Origin of the sequence: Burkholderia paludis, assembly GCF_000732615.1 — a bacterium.
Taxonomy (GTDB): Bacteria; Pseudomonadota; Gammaproteobacteria; order Burkholderiales; family Burkholderiaceae; genus Burkholderia; species Burkholderia paludis.
Window position 1 is genome coordinate 14,878 of sequence record NZ_JPGL01000083.1, and the last position, 20,320, is coordinate 35,197.

The following is a 20,320-nucleotide window of genomic DNA, read 5'->3' on the forward strand; positions in this document are numbered from 1 at the left end:
TTCGTCGAGCGCATGCACGACCCTGCGCGCGGCGAGACGGCGCATCGCCGAGCGCGTCGGTCGCTTCCCGGCGCAGCGCGCGATGGTCGCGCGCCCGTCGCCGCATCGGGCGGTCGTGCCAGGCTGTGTATCGGCGGTCGGGCCAGCCGTCAGCCGTTGAACTCGCAGCTGTCGGTCGTCGTCAGCGTCGCAAACGGGCCGCCGAGCGTCGCGTTGTGGTGCGCAACGATCTGTTCGGCCGGCAGGGCCGGCGTATCCATGCAGGTGTGCGCGTCGGTCACGAGCACCGCGCGAAAGCCGTGATCGGCCGCCGCGCGGCAGGCCGTGTCGACGCAGTACTGGGTTTTCATGCCCGCGACGACGATCTCGCCGATGCCGGCCGCATGCAGCCATTCGGCGAGCTGCGTGCCCGCGAAACAGCTCGATCGCGACTTGTCGAACACGACGTCGCGCGCCGGATCGATCGCGAGGGCCGGCAGCAGTGCGGTCAGCGGCGTGCCGGGCGCAATCGGCGAACCGGCGGGCCCGGTGTGACGCACGGCGAACACCGGGGCGCCGGCCTCATGTGCACGACCGATCAACCGGTTGATGTTCGCGAGCACGCGCTCGCCGTCGTACGGACGCTCGGGGCCGTGAAACAGGCCGACCTGCATGTCGATGACGAGCAGGGCGCGTTTCGGGGAAGGGGCTGCGGACATGGTGTTTCTCCTGAGTGGCCGGTACGGACGGAGAAACGACAAGACCCCGTCCGGAACCGGCGGGGCCTGTGAGGGATTGCGCTACGACCTTGCGCGCACTCGCCGCACGAGCCCGCCGAAGGCGGTCGTGCGCGTCGTGGTCGAGGAGGAGGTCGTGGTATGGCGCATGCAGCGATCATGCCCGATCCGGGCCGGCCGCGTCAATCGCGCGGCGCGCGTCGGCCGCGGCTCAGTCGAGTGCCTTCCCGGCCTTTTCGTCCATGCAGCGCAGGGCGAGCAGCGTCATCGCGCCGCAGCCGATCGCATACCACGCTGGCGCGTTCGCGTTGCCGGTCGCCGCGATCAGCCACGTGACGAAGAATTGCGCGAAGCCGCCGAAGATCGCGACGCCGACGCTGTACACGAGCGCGCCGCCGGTGGCGCGCACCGCACGCGGGAACAGTTCGCCGAGCATCGCGCCGGTCGCGCCGATGTTGATCGCGTGCACGATCGACAGCGCGGCGATGATCGACAGCAGCGACGTGGCGCCCGGCCAGCGGTTCAGCGCGACGAACGCCGGATAGATCGCGGCCATCAGCACGACGCGCGTCCACCAGACGATCCGGTTGCGCCCGTACACGTCGGACAGGTGGCCGCCGAGCGGCGTCACCAGCATCAGGATCGCGCCGGCGACGCAGCCGGCCGTCATCGACAGCCAGGTCGGCAGGTGCAGCACCTGCACGCCGTAGATCGCCATGTAGAACACGATGATGTAGTGGATCGACGTGCCGCCGATCGTCACGCCGAGGCCCGCGAACACGGCCTTGCCGTGATGGCGCAGCACGTCGGCGAGCGGCAGCGACGCGACCGGTTCGTCGTGCACGGCGGCGGGCGTGGCGGCCGGCACCTCCTCGACGGTGCGGCGCAGCCAGTAGCCGAGCGGCACGAACAGCGTGCCGATGACGAACGGGACGCGCCAGCCCCAGCTTTCGAGTTGCGCGGCATTCAGCGTCGACGTCAGCGCGACGCCCGTCAGCGCGCCGGCAAGTGCGGCGAGCCCCTGGCTGGAGAACTGGAACGATGCGTAGAAACCGCGGCGGTGCTGCGGCGCCTGTTCGAGCAGCAGCGTCGTCGATGCGCCGACTTCGCCGCCCGACGCGAACCCTTGCAGCAGGCGTGCGAGGACGAGCAGCAGCGGGGCGGCAAGGCCGATCTGCGCGAAGGTCGGCGCGACCGCGATCGTCGCGGTGCCGAGCGCCATCAGCAGCAGCGTGAGGATCATCGCCTTCTTGCGGCCGACGCGGTCGGCATACATGCCGATCACGAGCCCTCCGAGCGGGCGCGTGACGAAGCCGACGCCGAAGCTCGCGACCGCGAGCATCAGTTGTCCGAACGACGAATGCACGGGAAAGAACAGCTTGCCGATCAGGATGGCGAAGAAGCTGTAGACCGTGAAGTCGTAGAACTCGAGCGCATTGCCGACGGCGGCCGCCGCGATCAGGCGGCGTTTCTTCGCGGCGGCACGTGCATCGACCGGTGTGCCGGCGAGCGAAAGGGCGGACGTTTCCATGTGGGGCTCCCCCGGTTGGCGCGTAACGATGGGATGAAGGGCCGTCAGGCCGCGAGCCAGGCTTCGGCGACGCGAACCCAGTAGCTCGCGCCGATCGAGAGAATGTCGTCGTTGAAGTCGTAGCCGGGGTTGTGCACCATGCAGCCGCCCTTGCTGCCGACGCCGTTGCCGATGAACGCGTAGCAGCCGGGGCGGGCCTCGAGCATGAAGGCGAAATCCTCGCTGCCCATCAGCGGCGCGGCGTCGGTCTCGACCCGCTCGGCGCCGAGCATCTGGCGCGCGATGTCGGCCGCGAACGCGGTGGGTTCCGCGTGATTGACGAGCACCGGGTAGCCGTAGTCGTAGTCGACCTCCGCCGTGACGCCGAAGCTTTCCGCCTGGCCTTTAGCGAGTGCGTCGATGCGGCGCGCGAGCAGCGCGCGCACGTCGGCGTTCAGCGCGCGCACCGACAGTTTCATCACGACGGTTTCGGGAATGATGTTGAAGGTCTCGCCGGCCTGCACGCTGCCGACCGTGATCACGGCGGCCTGCTGCGCATCGACCTCGCGCGCGACGATCGTCTGCAGCGCGACCATGATGCTGCCGGCCGCCGACATCGGATCGCGCGCGAAATGCGGCATCGCGCCGTGGCCGCCGACCCCGCGCAGCGTGATCGTCACGCGGTCGGCCGACGCCATCGCGGCGCCGGTGCGAAAGGCCATGTCGCCGGCCGCGCGGCCCGGCATGTTGTGGATCGCGAAGATCGCGTCGCACGGGAAGCGCTCGAACAGGCCGTCGTCCATCATCGCCTTCGCGCCGCCGAAGTTTTCCTCCGCCGGCTGGAAGATCAGGTTCAGCGTGCCCGAGAATCGGCGCGACGCCGCGAGGTAGCGCGCCGCGCACAGCAGCATCGCGGTGTGGCCGTCGTGGCCGCACGCATGCATCTTGTTCGCATGGCGGCTGGCGTACGGCAGGCCCGTGGCTTCGGCGAGCGGCAGCGCGTCCATGTCGGCGCGCAGCCCGACCGTGCGCGCGCCTTGCCCTTCGCGCAACACGCCGACGACCCCCGTCTTGCCGATGCCGCGATGCACCTCGTATCCCCAGCCGGCGAGCAGTTCCGCGACGAGATCGCTCGTGAGCGTCTCTTCGAAAGCGAGTTCGGGATGCGCATGGATGCGGCGGCGCACCTCGACCAGCTCGGGGGCGATCTCGGCGATGCCGGGGATGACGGGGTTCACGGCTTGCAGCATGGTCTCTCCTGTGGGGGCAGTCGGGCGTTTGACGCGCATGTGACGACCAAGGATATAAATTTCTTTTGGGTACCAGAAGCTGATAAATTGCTTTGGTGCTCACCGTCGGTTGCCGCTCGGGAATACCCTGAACCGGCGTCTGGTCGGCGTGTGTCGCGCAGCATCGGGTTTCCACGGATCACGCATTGCCGCCATGAAATACCATCAGTTGAAAGCGTTCGTCACGGTCGCGGAAGAAGGGAGCATTCGCGCGGCCGCGCGGCGCCTGAACGTGTCGCCGGCGGCACTGACGAAGGCGGTCAAGGAACTGGAGATCGCGCTCGGCGTGTCGCTCGTCGTGCGCACCGCGCGCGGCGTGCAGCTCACCGCGTTCGGCCAGCAGTTGCAGGTGCGCGCGCGGCTGATCGTCGCCGAGATGCAGCGCGCGCGCGACGACATCGAACAGGCGCAGGGCGCGATGACGGGCTCCGTTGCCGCGGCGATCACGCCGGCCGCCGCGATGACGATCCTGCCCGATGCGTTTCGCGCGTTCCGGCGCCGCTTTCCGGTGGCGCGGGTCAACCTGATCGAAGGGTTTCCGGGCGTGGCGCTGCCGCGCCTGCACGACGGCTCGCTCGATTTCGCGGTGGCCGTCGTCGTGCCCGAACTGCTGGCGGCCGAGTTCGATCATGCGGAACTCTATGCGAGCCGGTCGCTGATCGTCGCGCGCAAGGGGCATCCGCTCGCGGCGGCCACGTCGCTCGCCGATCTCGTCGAGGCCGACTGGCTGATGAACCCGTCGCCGGAAAGCTCCACGCAGGTGCTGTTCAACGCGTTCGTCGCATACGGGCTGCCGGTGCCGGCGCGGGTCGTCGAATGTCCGAGCTTCGGGCTGGCGCGCAGCCTGATGGCCGGCTGCGACCTGATCGCGTCGATGCCCGAGCAGTTGCTGCAGGGCGAGTGGGCGCACGACCAGTTCGTGGTGCTGCCGATACGCGAGCGCCTGCCGGGCGTGTCGGTGCAGGTCGTCACGCGCCGCGACAGCCCGCTGACGCCGGCCGCGGCGATGCTGCTCGACTGCCTGCGCGATTCCGCGCGGCGCAAGGGGCTGCGATGAGCATGCGCCGCCTGCGGATCGCATCGTTGTCCTGACGATTTTTCACCCGCGGCCGCTCCGGCGACACGCCGTTCAGGCTTGCGCGGCGCGAGCCGGTATCATAGCGGCCGGCCCGCCGCTCCGGCCGGCCTCCAACCACATCGCCACCCGGCATCCAGCAATCAGAGGCATCACATGACCAGTGCAACCCAATTCGACAACGTATCGGTCGTCAAGCGCGCGAACGTCTATTTCGACGGCAAGTGCGTGTCGCATACCGTGCTCTTCCCGGACGGCACGCGCAAGACGCTCGGCGTGATCCTGCCGTGCGCGCTCAACTTCGGCACGGATGCGCCCGAATTGATGGAAGTGCAGGGCGGCAAGTGCCGCGTCAGGCTCGACGGCAGCAGCGAGTGGCAAACCTACGGCGCGGGCGAATCGTTCTCGGTGCCGGGCAAGAGCCGCTTCGACATCGAAGTGCTCGAGACGCTCGATTACGTCTGCAGCTACCTGTAACGCGCGTTCGGCGCTCGACAAGGAAAAAGCCCCGCTTGCGCGGGGCTGGTTGCAAGCGGATGGCGCCAGGCCATCCGGCGCGCCGATGCGCGTTACAGGCAGGCGTTGATGTCGCCGGCCGACGATGCATCGCCGCCGCGGAAACCGACCCAGGTCTTCGCATTCGCGGCGCCGGCCGGGCGTACGACGGCCGCGGCGCCGTTCGGCGGCTGCTGGCCCGGCGCATAGACGGCCATCGCGAGGCCATTCGCCAGCTCATACTGCGACGTCACCGGTTGCTGCGACTTGTCGGCCCAGGTCTTGGCGATGCACTGCGCCACTTCGTCGGCGGGTTTCTGGCTTTGCCCCACGTTCTGCAGGGCGGAATCGGCGGCATGAGCAGAAAATGCCACGGTCAATGCGATGAGCGGTAAGTATTTCGCGTTCACGTTATCTCCCTTGAGTCGTGATTGATTGAGCGGGATGCGCAGCAGAACTGCGTACAAGTGAGATTGCCTCGGGCAGGCACGGTTCCGGCCATTCCGAAACAAGTTGTTAGCGCGCTTGCCAAATGGCGGATCGGGTGCTGGGCACGTTGCCGCGGTGCGGCATGCACGGTGTGCGGCACGACGTCATGCGTTGCATGGCCGGTGCGCTGCGGGATCGTGTGGGGAGGTGACGGTCGCGGCGAACGGCACGTGTCTGCATGCCGTGCCGCGACTCTCGTTTTGATCGCGAAGTGGAATGGCTGATTGATGGCCCCGTCGCATGAACACCATCATGACAAACTTTCGCCCGTCGAATTGTCAACCAACTTCAAGCGCGGCAGGGCGAGTGCGCCCCGGCGCGCGGCGGCATGATGCGACGGGGCGTGCGCGGCCGGCGGCGCGCGCACGCAAGGGGTGTCAGCCGGCCTTGCGCGTGCCGATGCCGCGCAGGTTGGCCGGGACGATCGGGCGGAAGCGCTCGCGCTTCTGTTCGTCGTCGAAGTGCTGCAGCGCGGGCTTGACCAGGTCGCTGCGCGACACGATGCCCGTGATGCGCAGCGATCGCTCGTCGGCGACGACCGGCAGGCGTTCGAGGCCGAGCATCGCGAGCCGCGACGCGACGACGCGGCAGGTTTCGTGCGCCAGCGCGATCGCGGGTGCACGGTCGGCGAACGCGTCCGAGATCGGCGTGTCGGCCGCGGCACGGCTGCGTTGCGCATCGAGCGTTGCGCGATCGACGAGGCCGAGCAGGCGGCCGTTCTCGACGACCGGGTACGCGCGATGCGTCTGCGTTGCACCGAAGTACCGCGACTCGACGGTGTCGAGCGTCGCCGCGCCGTCGATCGCGACGAGCCGGTCGGCGGACGTCATCACTTCGCCGATGTCGTGCCGCTCCAGCGGATCGACCCCGTATTCGCGATAGATGTGATAGCCGCGGCGCGCGATCTTCTCCGTCATGATCGAGCGCTTCATCGCGACGGTCGCGAAGCCGTGCGCGACCAGCGTTGCCGCGAGCAGCGGCAGCAGCGCGTTGGCGTCGTGCGTGAGGCCGAACGCGAACACGATCGCCGTCAGCGGCGCACCGAGCGTCGCGCCCAGCGTCGCTGCCATGCAGACGAGCGGCCACAGCGCCGGATCGCCGCCGGGCAGCAGCGGCGACAGCACGGTGCCGAGGCCCGCGCCGAGCATCAGCAGCGGGGCGAGCACGCCGCCCGACGTGCCGGAGCCGAGCGCGATCACCCACATCACGGCCTTGACGATCAGCAGCGCGAGCGCGATCTTCAGCGCGATATGCTGGTGCAGCAGGTCGCCGATCACGTCGTAGCCGACGCCGAGCGCACGCGGCTCGAGCCAGCCGCCGACGCCGATCGCGATCGCGCCGAGCGCGGGCCACCACATCCAGTGCACGGGCAGCTTCGCGAAGGCGTCCTCGACACGGTACAGCGCGGCCGACAGGCCGCACGCCAGCGCTCCCGACAGCAGGCCCGCGACGAGGCACGACAGCAGCGCGACGGGCGTCGGCGCGGCCGTGCTCAGCGGAAACAGCGGATCGACGCCGAAACACAGCGCGCGTGCGAAGCCGGCCACCGCGCACGCGAGCGCGACCGGCAGGAAACTGCGAGGCCGCCATTCGAACAGCAGCAGTTCGACCGCGAGCAGCACGGCGGCGACCGGCGTGCCGAACACGGCCGTCATGCCGGCGGCCGCACCGGCGACGAGCAGCGTCTTGCGTTCGGCGGCCGTCACGTGCACGCATTGCGCGATCAGCGAGCCGAGCGCGCCGCCCGTCATGATGATCGGGCCTTCGGCGCCGAACGGGCCGCCGCTGCCGATCACGACGCCCGACGACAGCGGCTTGAGGATCGCGACCTTCGGCGACATGCGGCTCTTGCCGAACAGGATCGCCTCGATCGCTTCGGGAATGCCGTGGCCGCGGATCTTTTCCGAACCGAAGCGCGCCATCGCGCCGACGATCAGCCCGCCGATCACGGGCACGACGATCGCCCATGCGCCGAGCGTGTTGTGCGCGGGCGAGCGGTCGGCGAACGAGAACTGCTGGAAGAAGAACAGGTTCGTGAACAGGTGGATCAGGCTCAACAGCACGAACGCGGCAAGCGTGCTGAGCAGGCCGATCCCGGCGGCAAGCAGCGCGATCACGGGCAGGCGTTCGTTGGTCGAGAAGTCGCGTTTGTGCGGTGCGTTCATCGGAGTGGGAGTGACGGGGGTCAGTAGTCGATCTGGGGAACCTGGAACGCGCCCTTGAGCGATTTCAGCTCGGCGCGATGCAGGGCCGCGAGATGGGCAAGCAGCGTCTCGCCGGCGGGCTCGAGGTGGACCTCGACCTGCCGACGGTCCGCCTCGCTCGTCTTGCGCTTCACGAGGCCGAGCGTCTCGCAGCGCGTGACCAGCGCGACGACGCCGTGATGCTGCGCCTGCAGGCGTTCCGCGAGCTCGCCGATGGTCGCCCATTCGCGATGCGGATAGCCCTTGATGTGCAGCAGCAGCAGGTATTGCAGCGGCGTCACGCCTTCGCTTTGCGCGGCGCGTTCGGAGAAGCGCTCGAAACGGCGCATCTGGTAGCGGAATTCGGACAGTTGCTGGAAATCGCTTTTCGCCAGCGCGCGTCGAGTGTCGGTCATGGAGGTCGGGGAATCGGTTTCGATAACGGCAAATATATCATGACGTGATATAAATGGACGAATTTGCACGCAATGGCTGGACGGTGTGACGCATGGGCGGCGGGGCGCTACGCGGCGGCGAGCATCTGCGTCTGCCGGTAAAGGCCCGTGACGAGATCCGTCTGCGTGACGATCCCGACGAGCCGGCGCGACGCATCGACGACCGGAATATGGTGGTGGCCCGACTGCGCGAACAGCGGCACGAGTGCCGTGACCGGCATCGTTTCCGGCACGCATGCGACGTCGCGCGTCATCACGGAGTCGACGCACGCGGGCCGGCCGCCCAGCGCTTGCGGCAGCCGCGCGGACCAGCGTTGCCACAGCGGAGTCGGGCGGCGCGACGCACGCGTGAGGTCGGCGCGCGTGACGATACCGGCCAGGCGGCCCTCGCCGTCCACGACGGGCAGTGCCTTCACGCGGTGGCGGTCGAGCAGCGCGAGGGCGGCCGTCACCGACGTCGACGGCGCGACTTCGATTGCATGACGCGTCATCAGGTCGGTGCACGTGAGCTGGCCGAACGTGCGCGCATAGGCCTGCATCTCGGTTTCGCGCAGCAGCGTTTCGAGATCGTCCGGATCGACGTCGAGCCATTCGCCGCGGCGCTTCAGCACCGCGTCGAGATCGCCGCGCGTGAAGCCGCCGCGCGCCGGCGCGGCGGGTTTCGCGTCGGCACGCGCGCCGCCGTGCGGGTAGCGGTGCCCCGTCAGCGCGTGATACACGAGCGCGGCCGACAGCAGAACGGCCGATTGCAGCGCGATCGGTTCCAGCACGAAGCCGAACCCCAGTGCATGAATCGCCGGGCCGCCGACCACGGCCGTCAGCGCGACGGCGCCCGACGGCGGGTGCACGCAGCGCAGCGCGAACATGCCGCCGATCGCGCATGCGATCGCGACCGCGGCGGCGGTAACCGGATCGGCGATCCAGTGTGCGCATGCGACGCCGACCGTCGCCGCGACGAGATTGCCGCCGATGATCGACCACGGCTGTGCGAGCGGGCTCGCCGGCACGGCGAACAGCAGCACGGCAGACGCGCCCATCGGCGCGACGAGCAACGGCGCGAGGCCCGGCACGCCGGGCAGCAGCCGCATCGTCGCGCCGACAGTCGCGATGCCGACGAGGGCGCCTGCGCACGAACGCAGGCGTTCGCGCCAGCCGAGCGACATCGGATGGGGAATGAAGCTGTGCAGCCATTGCCGCAGCGTGCGGCGCGACGAAGGGGAGCCTGACGACATGGACGGTGAGCGGTAGAGACGACAGCGCGGTCGGGTGCGACGACAAGCGGCGAATTGTATCTCATTGTGATATAAATCGTCGCGCCGCTTCGGGCTTTGTCGTGCATGGCTTGCAAAAGCCTTTCATGCGATGAAAGTTTTCGGGTGGCGCAAGCGCGCAAATTTGTCTGCAGCGGCGTACAATTCCGGCCACCGAATCCCGTCATGCCAGAACCACGTACGCGATGTCCGCTCTCCCGCCTTTTCCCCGGCACGGTGATCGTTTCGACGTGGTTCGCGGCTGCGTTCCGTTTCCCCTCTGACGCGAGCGCCGCCGACGCCTCCCCACCGACTCTCCCCAAGCCAATTCCCAATTCAATGGACATGCTCGAAAACATGCGCCTGTTCGTGCGCGTTGTCGAGGCCGGCAGTTTTACTGCGGTCGCGAAGGAAATCGATGCGACCACCGCGCAGGTGTCGCGCGCGGTATCGAACCTCGAAGCACACGTACAGACGCGCCTGCTGCATCGCACGACGCGCCATCTCGGCCTCACCGAAAGCGGCGAACGCTATTTCGAGCGCGCGAAATCGATCCTCGCGGAAATCGACTACGCGAACGCCGAGGCGCGCAACGCGTTGCTGCGGCCGAGCGGCAAGATGCGCATCCATGCGATGACGGGCCTCGGGCAGAGCCATGTCGTGTCGTCGATCGTGCGCTACCAGGAGGACAACCCGGACGTGTCGGTCGAACTGACGCTCGCGCAGCGGATGCCGAATCTCGTCGAGGAGGGCTACGACGTGTCGATCGTGACGGCGTCGCAACTGCCCGATTCGGGTTACGTTGCGCAGACCTGCGGCACGAGCTGCAGCGTGCTCGTCGCCTCGCGCGAATACCTGGCGCGCCACGGCACGCCGCAATCGCCCGACGAATTGCCGAACCACGTGTGCCTGCGCCTCGATACGCCCGCGTCGCCGGCCGGCGAATGGCGGCTCGAACGCAGCGACGGCGAGGAGGCCGTCTACGAGCTGCAGCCGGCGCCGTTCCAGGTCAACGTGCCGGATGCACTGTGCGTCGCGGTGCGCGCCGGGCGCGGGATCGCGTGCGTCGCGCTGTATACGGTGCTCGACGACATTCGCGAAGGGCGGCTGATCCGCGTGCTGCCCGAGTACCGGCTGCAGACGGTGAGCGTGTATGCCGTCTACGCGACGCGCCGCTATCTCGACGCGAAGATCCGTACGTTCCTCGACCACCTGCGCACGACGCTCACGCCCGCGCTGGAGGAAGACCTGCGCGAACTCGACCGGCTGACGACCGAGCACGCGCCGGGCGGCCGCAAGCGCGCCTGACGGCCCGGGCCCCCGCGGGCGGGCGCCGCGGCGGCGTTCAGGCGCGCGGCGCGATGCGGATCCGTTCGAAGCGTCCCGCGAGCCACACGTACGCGGCGATGCCGAGCAGCCCGTGCGCGGCGACGAACCACAACGCGCCCGCGAACGAGCCGGTGCGGGCGACGAAATAGCCGATCACAAGCGGCGTGACGATCCCGGCCAGGTTGCCGAGGCCGTTGAACACGCCGCCGCTCAGGCCGACCATGCCTTCCGGCGCCGTGTCGGCGAGCACGGCCCAGCCGACCGCCGCGAGCCCCTTGCCGAAGAACGCGATCGTCATCAGCGCGATCACGACCGCGTTCGACGACGCGCCGTTCGCGAGCACGAGCAGCGTCGCCATCGCCATCCCCGCGACGAACGGCGTCTTGCGCGCCCGCGACGGATGCATGCCGCGCCGGACCAGCCAGTCCGACAGCACGCCGCCGAGCACGCCGCCCGTGAATCCGCAGATCGCCGGCAGCGCGGCGACCCAGCCGGCCTCCATGATCGTCATGCCGCGCCCCTTGATCAGGTAGATCGGGAACCACGTGATGAAGAAATAGGTGAGCGCCGTGATGCAGTACTGGCCGAGATAGATCGCCCACAGGTTCCGGTGCCGGAACAGTTGCGACACGTCGTGCCACGACAGGCGCGGCCGATGGCGCACGCGGTTCGCCTCGAGATCGACGAGCGCACCGTGTGCGCGGAGGTAGTCGCGCTCGGCGTCGGTCACGCGCGGGTGGCTGTGCGGTTCTCGATACCATGCGAACCACAGCGCGGCGAGCGCGATGCCGAGCAGTCCCATCCACAGAAACACGTGCTCCCAGCCGAGCGCGTGCGTGAGCCATGCCATCGCGGGCGTGAACAATACGACGGCCATGTACTGCGCGGAATTGAACAGCGCCGATGCGGTGCCGCGTTCGGCGGTCGGAAACCAGCATGCGACGATCCGCGAATTGGCCGGGAATGCCGGCGATTCGACGAGGCCGAGCATGAAGCGCATCGCGAACAGCGCGAGCGTCGCGGCCGCACCCTGCACCGCGAGCGAGCCGACCGTACCCTGCAGCATCGTGAAGACCGACCACAGCAGAAGGCTCAGGCCGTAGACGCGCCGCGCGCCGAAACGGTCGAGCAGCCAGCCGCCCGGGATCTGGCCGATCGCATAGGCCCACGCGAACGCGGAAAAGACGATGCCGAGCTGCACGGGCGTCAGCCCGAGGTCGTGCGCGACGCCGGTGCCGGCGATCGACATCGTCGCGCGGTCGGCGTAGTTGATGACGGTGACCGCGAAAATCAGCGCGAGGACCGCATGGCGGACGCGGCCGGTCGTGTGCGACGCGGCGGGCGATGCGGCGAGGGCGGCGCCGCTGGATCGTTGGGGCATGCGTGTCTCCTTGGGTGGGTTCTCGTTCATGACGGGCCGGCGAACGCGCGTTGCCGGTTGCGGCGCCGGGCGCCCCGAAGGCAGTCTCCTCGGGCGGCAGCGACGCGCGATGCCGCAATGCGTCCGGCTACGCGCGTTTCTCCGGCGCAAACCCGTCATGCGCGTGAACGGACCGTCGCCTCCGTCGTGCGGGAGGCATCCGGCGTGGTAACGGAAGCAGTCGCGTCGCGCGCGACGGTCAGCACGTGATGCTGGTCGGCGGGCGCTGGCCCGCGAAGCACGCGGCGAGGTTCGCGAGCACGATCCGGCCCATCTGCTCGCGCGTTTCGTGCGTCGCGCTCGCGCGGTGCGGCTGGACGACGACGCGGTCGAGTTCGAGCAGCGCGGCTGGCACATGCGGTTCGTTCGCGAACACGTCGAGACCGGCGCCTGCGATCGTGCCATCGGCGAGTGCGCGCACGAGCGCGGCTTCGTCGACCAGCTTGCCGCGCGCGACGTTGATCAGGAATCCTTGCGGACCGAGCGCGGCGAGCACCTCGGCCGTCACGAGCACGTTGCCGTGGTCGGCCGACGCGGCGATCGCGAGAACATCGCTGTCGCGCGCGAGCGCGGCGAGGTCGGGCACGAAGCGATAACCGCTGTCGCGATGCTCGCGCGGGCCGAAGTAGCTGACGGGCATCCGGAACGCCTGCGCGCGCTGCGCGAGCGCGCGGCCGACGCGGCCCAGCCCGACGATGCCGAGCCGCTTGCCCGTCACCCGGGTCGCGAGCGGCTGGGCCGTCTTGCCCCAACGGCCGGCGCGCACGATCCGCTCGCCGGCGCCGAGGTCGCGCAGCGTCATCAGGATCAGCCCCATCGCCATGTCGGCGACGTCGTCGGTCAGTACGTCGGGCGTCGTCGTCACATGGATGCCGCGCGCGCGGGCGCGGTGGAGATCGACCGCGTCGGTGCCGATGCCGCTGATCGCGACGATCTTGAGCGCCGGCAGCCGGTCCATCAGCGCGGCGGACAGGCCGTTCGCGCCGCCGGTCACGACCCCGCGAATGCGCGGGGCAACGCGGTCGAGCAGCGTGTCCGGCCGTTCGGCCGCATGCAGCCGGTGCACCGCGTAGCGGGCCGACAGTTCGGCGTCGATCGCGTCGGGGAGCGGCTGGGTGAGCAGGATGTCGATGGTCATGAAGGGCTCGGTCGTCGTGCGCGGCAAGGGCCGCACATCAGGTGCAACCGAGTATAGAAATCGTATCGATATCCGTCTAACATCAAAAGACTATTGATCGATTCAAGAATTGGATGATCGAACTGCACCAGCTTCGCTGTTTCGTCGCGGTTGCCGAGGAACTGCATTTCGGCCGTGCGGCCCGGCGCCTCTTCATGACCCAGCCGCCGCTCAGCCGGCAGATCCAGCTGCTCGAGCACGCGCTCGGCATCGCGCTGCTCGAGCGCAGCAGCCGGCAGGTCAGCCTGACCGCTGCCGGCGAGCGGTTCCTGCGCGACGCGCGGCACCTCCTCGAATTCTCCGCACGCGCCGAGCAGGCGGCTCAGCGCGTCGCGCACGGCGGTGCGGGCCGCATCACGCTCGGTTTCACGGCCGTCAGCGCCTACCGGATGATTCCGGTGCTGCTCGCGCACGCGGCGCACGCGCTGCCGGACGTCGACGTCGAACTGCGCGAGATGGTGTCGACCGTGCAGATCGACGCGCTGGCGTCGCGCATGCTCGACGCGGGTTTCGTGCGCCAGCGCGCCGCGCGCCAGCCGCTCGAATACCGGCTCGTGCAGCGCGAGCCGATGCTCGTCGCGGTCGCCGCCGGCGCGCCGCTTGCCGCGCGCGAGCGGATCGGTCCCGACGCTCTCGACGGCCAGCCGTTCATCGCGTATTCGCCGAACGAAGGGAAGTATTTCCACGACATGATCTCGGGGATGTTCGCGGGCGCCGGGCGGCTGCCGAACTACCTGCACTATGTCGGGCAGACGCACACGATTCTCGGCCTCGTGCGCGCGGGGCTCGGCGCCGCGCTGGTGCCGGCGTCGGCGCGCGAGCTTCATGTCGATGGCGTGGTGTTCCGGCCGCTCGCGGGCGTCGACGTGGCGGCCGAGCTGTATCTCGCGTGGCGAACGGACAACGACAATCCGGCGTTGCCGGTGTTCAACGCGATGGTCGAGCGGTTTCTCGCGCAGGAGCAGGGCGGCGCGGTTGCGTGACGCGTCCGGAAATGCACTCGCGCGACGTGACAAGCTTTCAGTCCGGAAGCTTGCCGGATGCGATCACAAGCAATCCTGACCGAGCGGAACGGGTCGCAGTCCTGCGAATCCTTACCGTATTGAAAGCTGATCCGGGGCCCGCGTTCCAGCGGCGGAACGCAGCGCTTCGCTGCACTGCGACAATCGCTTGACGCTGCATGCCGGTCGGCGCAGGATACGTCCGTGCATTTGGAGCGGGACGCGCCGGCCGCGCGGTTTCCGCATCCGCGATACGCAAAAAAACAACGATGAGCCTTTACGCACTCGTACCGGAATACCGGCGCCGCGTCTGTCGGCCCGCCGCAGCAACGATTCTCCCGACGCCTGTCGCGTCACGCATCCGTCATCCCGTGTCGTACCGCAACCCGGTACAGGTTCCCGCTCGCGCGCCAGTCGCACCGGCCGGCGGCGCGGACGCGGCCCGCCGCATCGCGTCGCGATCCGCCGCGCCCGATCTCCGCATCCTGAACGGCGCCTACACCGGCGTGTCGTGACGCCCGCCGGCGCCCGTCCTGGTATCGCGCCGCCGGCTTGCCCGATTGTCCGGCGGCGCCGGAGTCCGAAGCATTTCCATTGAGCGTGAAGACGCAAACGCACGCAGTTCGATTCGAGGTTCAAGGAGAGAAACTCATGTCGCAGCTTTCGAATGAAGAGAACGGCAGTTCGGGGAGTGGCAAGGCAAGGCTGATCAAGTGGGCGATCATCATCGCCGGCGTCGCGATCGCGGCACCGGCCGCGCTGTTCATCCTGAAAGGGGTGATCGCGCTGGTCACGGCGGGCGTGATCGGCCTCGGCGCGATCTATTTCGCGCCGGTCGTCGCGATGAAGTTCGCGAACCAGAAGGTCAGGATGATCGTCGAGGAGGCGCAGTCGAACCCGATCGAGACGCTGATCAACCAGCTCGCGGAAAAGCGCCAGGCCGCGCAGAAATTCGCGGACAGCATCACGGCGTTCCGTACCGAGGTGAAGAACTTCGAGAGCAAGACGGAACTGTTCGAGAAGCAGTATCCGGACGACGCGCCGCGTTTTCGCGCGCAGCTCGACACGATGAAGCAGCTCCTCTCGTTTCGCGAAGGCCGCTACAAGCAGGTGCAGGCCGAGCTGAAGAATTTCGCGTCGGCGATCGACCGCGCGAAGGCGATGTGGGACATGTCGCAGGCGGCCCAGCAGATGAACAAGCTCGCGGGCCGGCAGACGGCCGATACGTTCGAGCAGATCAAGACCGACGTGGCCGTCGATTCGGTGATGCGCTCGGTCAACAAGGCGTTCTCGGAAATGGAGACGTCGCTGATGGATAACCCCGAGGTCAAGCAGGCGCAGCAGCAGGCGGTGATGAACGCGCCCCACGCGCCCGGGCTCGATGCGGCGAACCCCGCGCAACTGCCGTCGAAACAACAATAACTTCCTGCAGGCCCGCAACCATGAAAAAACTTCTTGGCGCAATCGCGTTTCTGGTAGTGCTCGTCGGCGTATGGGTCGTGCATCAGGGCGGCCTGTCGACGCTGCTTCCCGCGCATGACTCGACGTCCGCGCAAAACGTCGACACCGGCCAGTCCGCGCCGACCTCCACGTCCACGTCGGCCGGCGTGCTGCCGGCCGGCTTCACGCCGCAGGCCAGCACGCTGAAATCGATCGCGGAAAACGGCATCGTGCGGATCTCGGTGCAGAACCCGAGCGAACCGTTCTTCGGCGAGGACAAGGGCACGCCGCACGGCTTCAACGTCGAGTTCGCGCGGCTGCTGTTCGCGGATCCGTCGTTCTCGCACGGCGGCAAGCCGGTCGTGGTCGATACGCGTCACGAGGTCGACACGTACCCGGGCGTACCGAAGCAGCTGCTCGACACGGACGCCAAGGGCAACCACGTGGTCGACGTCGCGATGGACGGCTTGACGTTCCCGGACAACACGCCGGCCGGCGTCGTCTATTCGGTGCCGTACGTCGACGATTTCGGCTATTCGCTGATCGTGCGGCAAGGTTCGGCGATCCGCTCGACCGACGATCTCGCGGGCAAGACGGTCGGCATCCTGAAGGGCGACCCGGACGTGCGTGCGTTCGTCACGCGCCAGTATCCGAACGTGAAGTTCGTCGAGGTCGACGATTCCGATCCGGCGTTCATCGCGAAGAGCGTCGACGGCCGTACGGTCGATGCGTTCATCTACGACTATCCGTTCGCGGTCAGCTCGATCAAGGACACCGACCTGAAATTCGCGGTGACCAAGCTCGACGGCTCGAACATCGCGTACAAGATCGGCGTGCGCGCCGACGACCAGGATCTGCTGATCTACCTGAACGCCGCGATCGCGAAGCTCAAGCAGTCGCCGCAGTATCTCGACCTGCTGCGCAAGTACTTCGTCAGCGACCAGGCCGTGACGACGGCGGCCGCATCGGGCGAACTCGTGTACGTGGTGAAGTCGGGCGATACGCTGAACATGATCGCGGCGAGCAAGCTCGGCAGCGGCCAGCGTTATCGCGAGATCCAGCGCCGCAACAACCTCGCCAATCCGAACCTGATCCTCGCCGGCCAGCATCTCGTGATCCCGGTGCGGTAGCGGCGGCGTGACGCGAATGTAGGGGCAAGAAAGGACCTGAACGACAGCGCGCGGCCCGGCGGAGAAGATCCGCCGGGCCGCGCGCCTGTGGGCGTCAGTGGGTGATCGACAGGAACAGGTAGGCGGCGAACAGCGACAGGTGCACGACGCCGTGCAGCACCGTCGTGCGCCCCTGGCTGAGCGTCAGCGTGCTGACCAGCAGCGTCAGCGACAGCAGCACGGTTTCCATCGGGCCGATCCCCAGCGTGAGCGGCTGGCCGACCCAGATGAACACGGCCGCGACGGTCGGGATCGTGAGCCCGATGCTCGCGAGCGCCGAACCGAGCGCGAGGTTCATGCTGGTCTGCAGGCGGTTCGCGCGCGCGGCGGTGACGGCCGCGAGCCCTTCCGGCAGCAGCACGAGCGCGGCGATCACGATGCCGACCGCGGCTTCGGGCGCGCCGAGCTGCATCACCGCGTGCTCGACGGCCGGCGACAGCAGCTTCGCGAGCAGCACGACGGCGACGAGGCTCACGAACAGGAGCAGCAGGCTGATCAGCGCGGTGCGGCTGCTCGGCGGCGCCGCGTGCACCGACTCGTTCCCGCTGTCGTGCGCGGTGAGGAAGTAGTCGCGGTGACGCACGGTCTGCACGAACACGAACGCGCCGTACAGCACGAGCGACGACACGCCGGCGAAGGCGAGCTGCGACTTCGAAAAGAACGGGCCCGGCGCGGCGTTCAGGTAGTTCGGCATCACGAGCGACAGCACCGACAGCGACGCCAGCACCGCGAGCGCCTTGCTTGCGCCGCGCCCCTGGAAGTCCTGTTCGCCGTGCTTCCACGCGCCGACCAGCAGGCAGATGCCGACGATGCCGTTGCAGATGATCATCACGGCGGCGAACACGGTGTCGCGCGCGAGGCCCGATTTCTCGGGGCCCGCGCCGAGCATCACCGACACGATCAGCGCAACCTCGATGACGGTCACGGCGACGGCGAGCACGAGTGTGCCGAACGGTTCGCCGACCCGATGGGCGACGACTTCGGCATGGTGGACCGCGGCGAACACCGCGCCGGCGAGCGCGGCGGCGAACAGCGCGATGACGAGGCCTTCGGCCGGCACGGCGCGCGACAGCGCGAGTACCAGCCACGCGGCAAGCGGGGCCAGCAGGGTCCAGCGCGGGAGCTGGTTGGACGAGAGCGGCATGGAGGGTTTCCTTATGCGAGCGGCGGCGCGCGACGCGCCGTCACGGGTTGACGAAGCCCGGCCGTACTATCCGCCGAACGAGGACGATGAAACCGAAAGGTGGCCGCGCACGACGGCGCGGCCCCGGGTTCGCCGCCATGCGGCGGCGAGGGGCGCGGGCGGGCCGAAGCCCGTCGCTGGATGAAACGGTTAGATGCGGCTGGCCGCGGACGAAGCGGTGAGCACGTATGACGATGCACGGGCCGGAGGCTCGGTTCCGACCCCGAAAGGGCGGCCGGCAATGGACGGCGGTAGCGGCGTGACACGCGGTTTCCCCCTGAAATCCGGCGGTTTGTCGAATTTTATCAGGCGTTCGGGGGCTACTATCTCACATTCGGACGCTTACGTTGACCTTTCGGTTTACAAAAAGTGCCCCGATTTTTCAATTTTTTGTCTTTGCCGTTCCCGTAACGGTTTCCTGCACGACACATTCGGGCTCACCCTGACATAAATCTACCGACCGGTCGGTTTATAATAGCCCGCACCTCCACTTCTTGACGGATCGCAAGCGATGGCTGTTTCTTCTGCACATTCGGTGAACTCGGGCGCGCTGGCGCCGTCGGCCGTCGTCGGCGTGATCGGCGCCGGCGCGATGGGCGCGGGCATCGCGCAGGTCGCGGCGGCGGCCGGCCATCCGGTGCTGCTGTACGACCTGAACGAAGCCGCGTGCGACAAGGCGCTGGCCGGCATCCGCGCGCAGTTCGCGCGACTCGCGGAGAAGGGCCGGCTCGATCCGGCGCAGGCTGACGCGGCCGGCAGCCGGATCCGCGCGGTGCGCACGCTGGCCGACTTCGCGGGCGCCGCGCTGATCGTCGAGGCGGCGGCCGAGCGGCTCGACGTGAAACGCGAGATCTTCGCGACCCTCGAGCGCCATGTCGACGACGCGTGCCTGCTCACCACCAACACGTCATCGATCTCGATCACGTCGATCGCGGCCGGGCTGCGGGCGCCGCAGCGCGTCGCCGGCCTGCATTTCTTCAATCCGGCGCCGCTGATGGCGCTCGTCGAGGTGGTCAGCGGGCTCGCGACCGCGGACGAGGTCGCGCAGGTGCTGTATGCGACCGCCGCCGCGTGGGGCAAGCAACCGGTGCTGGCGAAATCGACGCCGGGCTTCATCGTGAACCGCGTCGCGCGGCCGTACTACGCCGAGGCGCTGCGGGTGCTGAACGAGCAGGGCGGCTCGCCGGCGTCGATCGACGCGGTGATGCGCGAGGCCGGCGGCTTCCGGATGGGGCCGTTCGAGCTGATGGACCTGATCGGCCACGACGTGAACTTCGCGGTGACCGAGTCGGTCTTTCGCGCGTACTTCAACGATCCGCGCTACACGCCTTCGCTGATCCAGCAGGAACTCGTGAACGCGGGCTTCCTCGGGCGCAAGTCGGGGCGCGGCTTCTATTCCTACGCGGACGGTGCGACGCCGCCCGCGCCCGATCTCGAGGCGCCGCGCGACGCGCCGGCCGACGTCGTGCTGCACGCGCAGGACGGCCCGGCCGCGGCGCTGCGGGCGCGCTGCGCCGAACGTATCGCGGGCGCACGGCAAGCCGGCGCGCATGCCGACGACCTGCTTGCAACGGCCGGCCGCGCATCGATCGCGCTGACCGACGGCCGCACCGCCACCGCGCGAGCCGCGCAGACGGGCGTGGCCGATCTCGTGCTGGTCGACCTGGCGCGCGACTATGCGCAGGCCGGGCTCGTCGCGCTGACGCGTGCGCTCCAGTGCAGCGACGCGGCCTACGCGGATGCGGTCGGCCTGTTCCAGCAGGCCGGCTTCCGGGTCGTCGGCATCGCGGACGTGCCGGGCATGGTCGCGATGCGCACCGTCGCGATGCTCGCGAACGAGGCGGCCGACACGGTAAACCAGGGCGTGTGCTCGCCCGCCGATCTCGATCTCGCGATGGAGAAGGGCGTGAACTACCCGCGCGGCCCGCTCGCGTGGGCCGATGCGATCGGCATCGGCCGCGTGCATCGCGTGCTGTCGAACCTGGCGGCGAGCTACGGCGAGGACCGCTATCGCGTGTCGCCGCGCATCGCCGCGCTGCACGCGGCCGGCCGCACGTTCCGTTCGTAACGCCCGCTTCGTTGCCTCGATCACGATAACGACATCACTCCATTGGAGGAGCCCCCGATGACCCACCCGAC

17 protein-coding genes are annotated in these 20,320 nt (G+C 68.6%); 7 read left to right on the forward strand and 10 right to left on the reverse strand.

What is annotated here, in order from left to right:
• Window positions 1–149: 149 nt before the first annotated feature.
• The 3 genes from GQ56_RS0135245 to GQ56_RS0135255 form a co-directional block, all read right to left on the reverse strand.
• Window positions 150–698 carry a cysteine hydrolase family protein gene (locus GQ56_RS0135245; protein WP_031403118.1) on the reverse strand — a complete coding sequence of 183 codons (549 nt, stop codon included), beginning with the start codon at window positions 696–698 and terminating at the stop codon, window positions 150–152.
• A 229-nt stretch (window positions 699–927) separates the two neighbouring features.
• The gene (locus GQ56_RS0135250) at window positions 928–2,247 is read right to left on the reverse strand and encodes an MFS transporter (RefSeq protein WP_031403119.1); all 1,320 of its coding nucleotides are present in this window, start codon (window positions 2,245–2,247) and stop codon (window positions 928–930) included.
• A gap of 44 nt (window positions 2,248–2,291) precedes the next feature.
• Window positions 2,292–3,476, reverse strand: coding sequence for a M20 aminoacylase family protein (locus GQ56_RS0135255; protein ID WP_031403120.1), 1,185 nt, complete (start codon window positions 3,474–3,476; stop codon window positions 2,292–2,294).
• Window positions 3,477–3,669: 193 nt separating this feature from the next.
• Here GQ56_RS0135255 and GQ56_RS0135260 point away from each other — a divergent pair, with 193 nt between their 5' ends.
• Window positions 3,670–4,572, forward strand: a complete 903-nt coding sequence (locus GQ56_RS0135260) for a LysR substrate-binding domain-containing protein (RefSeq protein WP_031403121.1) — start codon at window positions 3,670–3,672, stop codon at window positions 4,570–4,572.
• Between the two features lie 174 nt (window positions 4,573–4,746).
• On the forward strand, window positions 4,747–5,067 hold the full coding sequence (gene ppnP / locus GQ56_RS0135265; RefSeq protein WP_031403122.1) for a pyrimidine/purine nucleoside phosphorylase: 321 nt from the start codon (window positions 4,747–4,749) through the stop codon (window positions 5,065–5,067).
• A gap of 92 nt (window positions 5,068–5,159) precedes the next feature.
• Here ppnP and GQ56_RS0135270 read toward each other — a convergent pair whose 3' ends face one another.
• The 4 genes from GQ56_RS0135270 to GQ56_RS0135285 form a co-directional block, all read right to left on the reverse strand.
• Window positions 5,160–5,495: a hypothetical protein gene (locus GQ56_RS0135270; protein ID WP_031403123.1), complete on the reverse strand. Its 336-nt coding sequence runs from the start codon at window positions 5,493–5,495 to the stop codon at window positions 5,160–5,162.
• Between the two features lie 456 nt (window positions 5,496–5,951).
• Window positions 5,952–7,739: a chloride channel protein gene (locus GQ56_RS0135275; protein WP_031403124.1), complete on the reverse strand. Its 1,788-nt coding sequence runs from the start codon at window positions 7,737–7,739 to the stop codon at window positions 5,952–5,954.
• 20 nt (window positions 7,740–7,759) lie between these two features.
• On the reverse strand, window positions 7,760–8,173 hold the full coding sequence (locus GQ56_RS0135280; protein ID WP_031403125.1) for a MarR family winged helix-turn-helix transcriptional regulator: 414 nt from the start codon (window positions 8,171–8,173) through the stop codon (window positions 7,760–7,762).
• A gap of 107 nt (window positions 8,174–8,280) precedes the next feature.
• Entirely contained in the window at window positions 8,281–9,444 is a 1,164-nt protein-coding gene (locus GQ56_RS0135285) for an HPP family protein (RefSeq protein WP_031403126.1), read from the reverse strand.
• Between the two features lie 357 nt (window positions 9,445–9,801).
• Here GQ56_RS0135285 and GQ56_RS0135290 point away from each other — a divergent pair, with 357 nt between their 5' ends.
• Window positions 9,802–10,770, forward strand: coding sequence for a LysR family transcriptional regulator (locus GQ56_RS0135290; protein ID WP_031403127.1), 969 nt, complete (start codon window positions 9,802–9,804; stop codon window positions 10,768–10,770).
• Window positions 10,771–10,807: 37 nt separating this feature from the next.
• Here the strand turns inward: GQ56_RS0135290 and GQ56_RS0135295 are convergent, their stop codons facing one another.
• Both GQ56_RS0135295 and GQ56_RS0135300 read right to left on the reverse strand, forming a co-directional pair.
• Window positions 10,808–12,172 carry an MFS transporter gene (locus GQ56_RS0135295; protein ID WP_031403128.1) on the reverse strand — a complete coding sequence of 455 codons (1,365 nt, stop codon included), beginning with the start codon at window positions 12,170–12,172 and terminating at the stop codon, window positions 10,808–10,810.
• Window positions 12,173–12,410: 238 nt separating this feature from the next.
• Window positions 12,411–13,349 carry a 2-hydroxyacid dehydrogenase gene (locus tag GQ56_RS0135300; RefSeq protein WP_031403129.1) on the reverse strand — a complete coding sequence of 313 codons (939 nt, stop codon included), beginning with the start codon at window positions 13,347–13,349 and terminating at the stop codon, window positions 12,411–12,413.
• Between the two features lie 113 nt (window positions 13,350–13,462).
• On the opposite strand from GQ56_RS0135300, the gene GQ56_RS0135305 reads away from it, so the two are divergent.
• From GQ56_RS0135305 to GQ56_RS0135320, 3 genes are all read left to right on the forward strand, one after another.
• The gene (locus GQ56_RS0135305; RefSeq protein ID WP_031403130.1) at window positions 13,463–14,371 is read left to right on the forward strand and encodes a LysR substrate-binding domain-containing protein; all 909 of its coding nucleotides are present in this window, start codon (window positions 13,463–13,465) and stop codon (window positions 14,369–14,371) included.
• A gap of 669 nt (window positions 14,372–15,040) precedes the next feature.
• Window positions 15,041–15,811 (forward strand): hypothetical protein, encoded by a 771-nt coding sequence (locus GQ56_RS0135315; RefSeq protein WP_031403131.1) that lies wholly within the window; start codon window positions 15,041–15,043, stop codon window positions 15,809–15,811.
• Between the two features lie 20 nt (window positions 15,812–15,831).
• Window positions 15,832–16,959: a transporter substrate-binding and LysM peptidoglycan-binding domain-containing protein gene (locus tag GQ56_RS0135320; RefSeq protein WP_031403132.1), complete on the forward strand. Its 1,128-nt coding sequence runs from the start codon at window positions 15,832–15,834 to the stop codon at window positions 16,957–16,959.
• A gap of 94 nt (window positions 16,960–17,053) precedes the next feature.
• Here GQ56_RS0135320 and GQ56_RS0135325 read toward each other — a convergent pair whose 3' ends face one another.
• Window positions 17,054–18,142 carry a calcium:proton antiporter gene (locus tag GQ56_RS0135325; protein ID WP_031403133.1) on the reverse strand — a complete coding sequence of 363 codons (1,089 nt, stop codon included), beginning with the start codon at window positions 18,140–18,142 and terminating at the stop codon, window positions 17,054–17,056.
• Window positions 18,143–18,692: 550 nt separating this feature from the next.
• Here GQ56_RS0135325 and GQ56_RS0135330 point away from each other — a divergent pair.
• Window positions 18,693–20,249, forward strand: a complete 1,557-nt coding sequence (locus GQ56_RS0135330; protein ID WP_031403134.1) for a 3-hydroxyacyl-CoA dehydrogenase — start codon at window positions 18,693–18,695, stop codon at window positions 20,247–20,249.
• The last annotated feature ends 71 nt before the right edge of the window (window positions 20,250–20,320 follow it).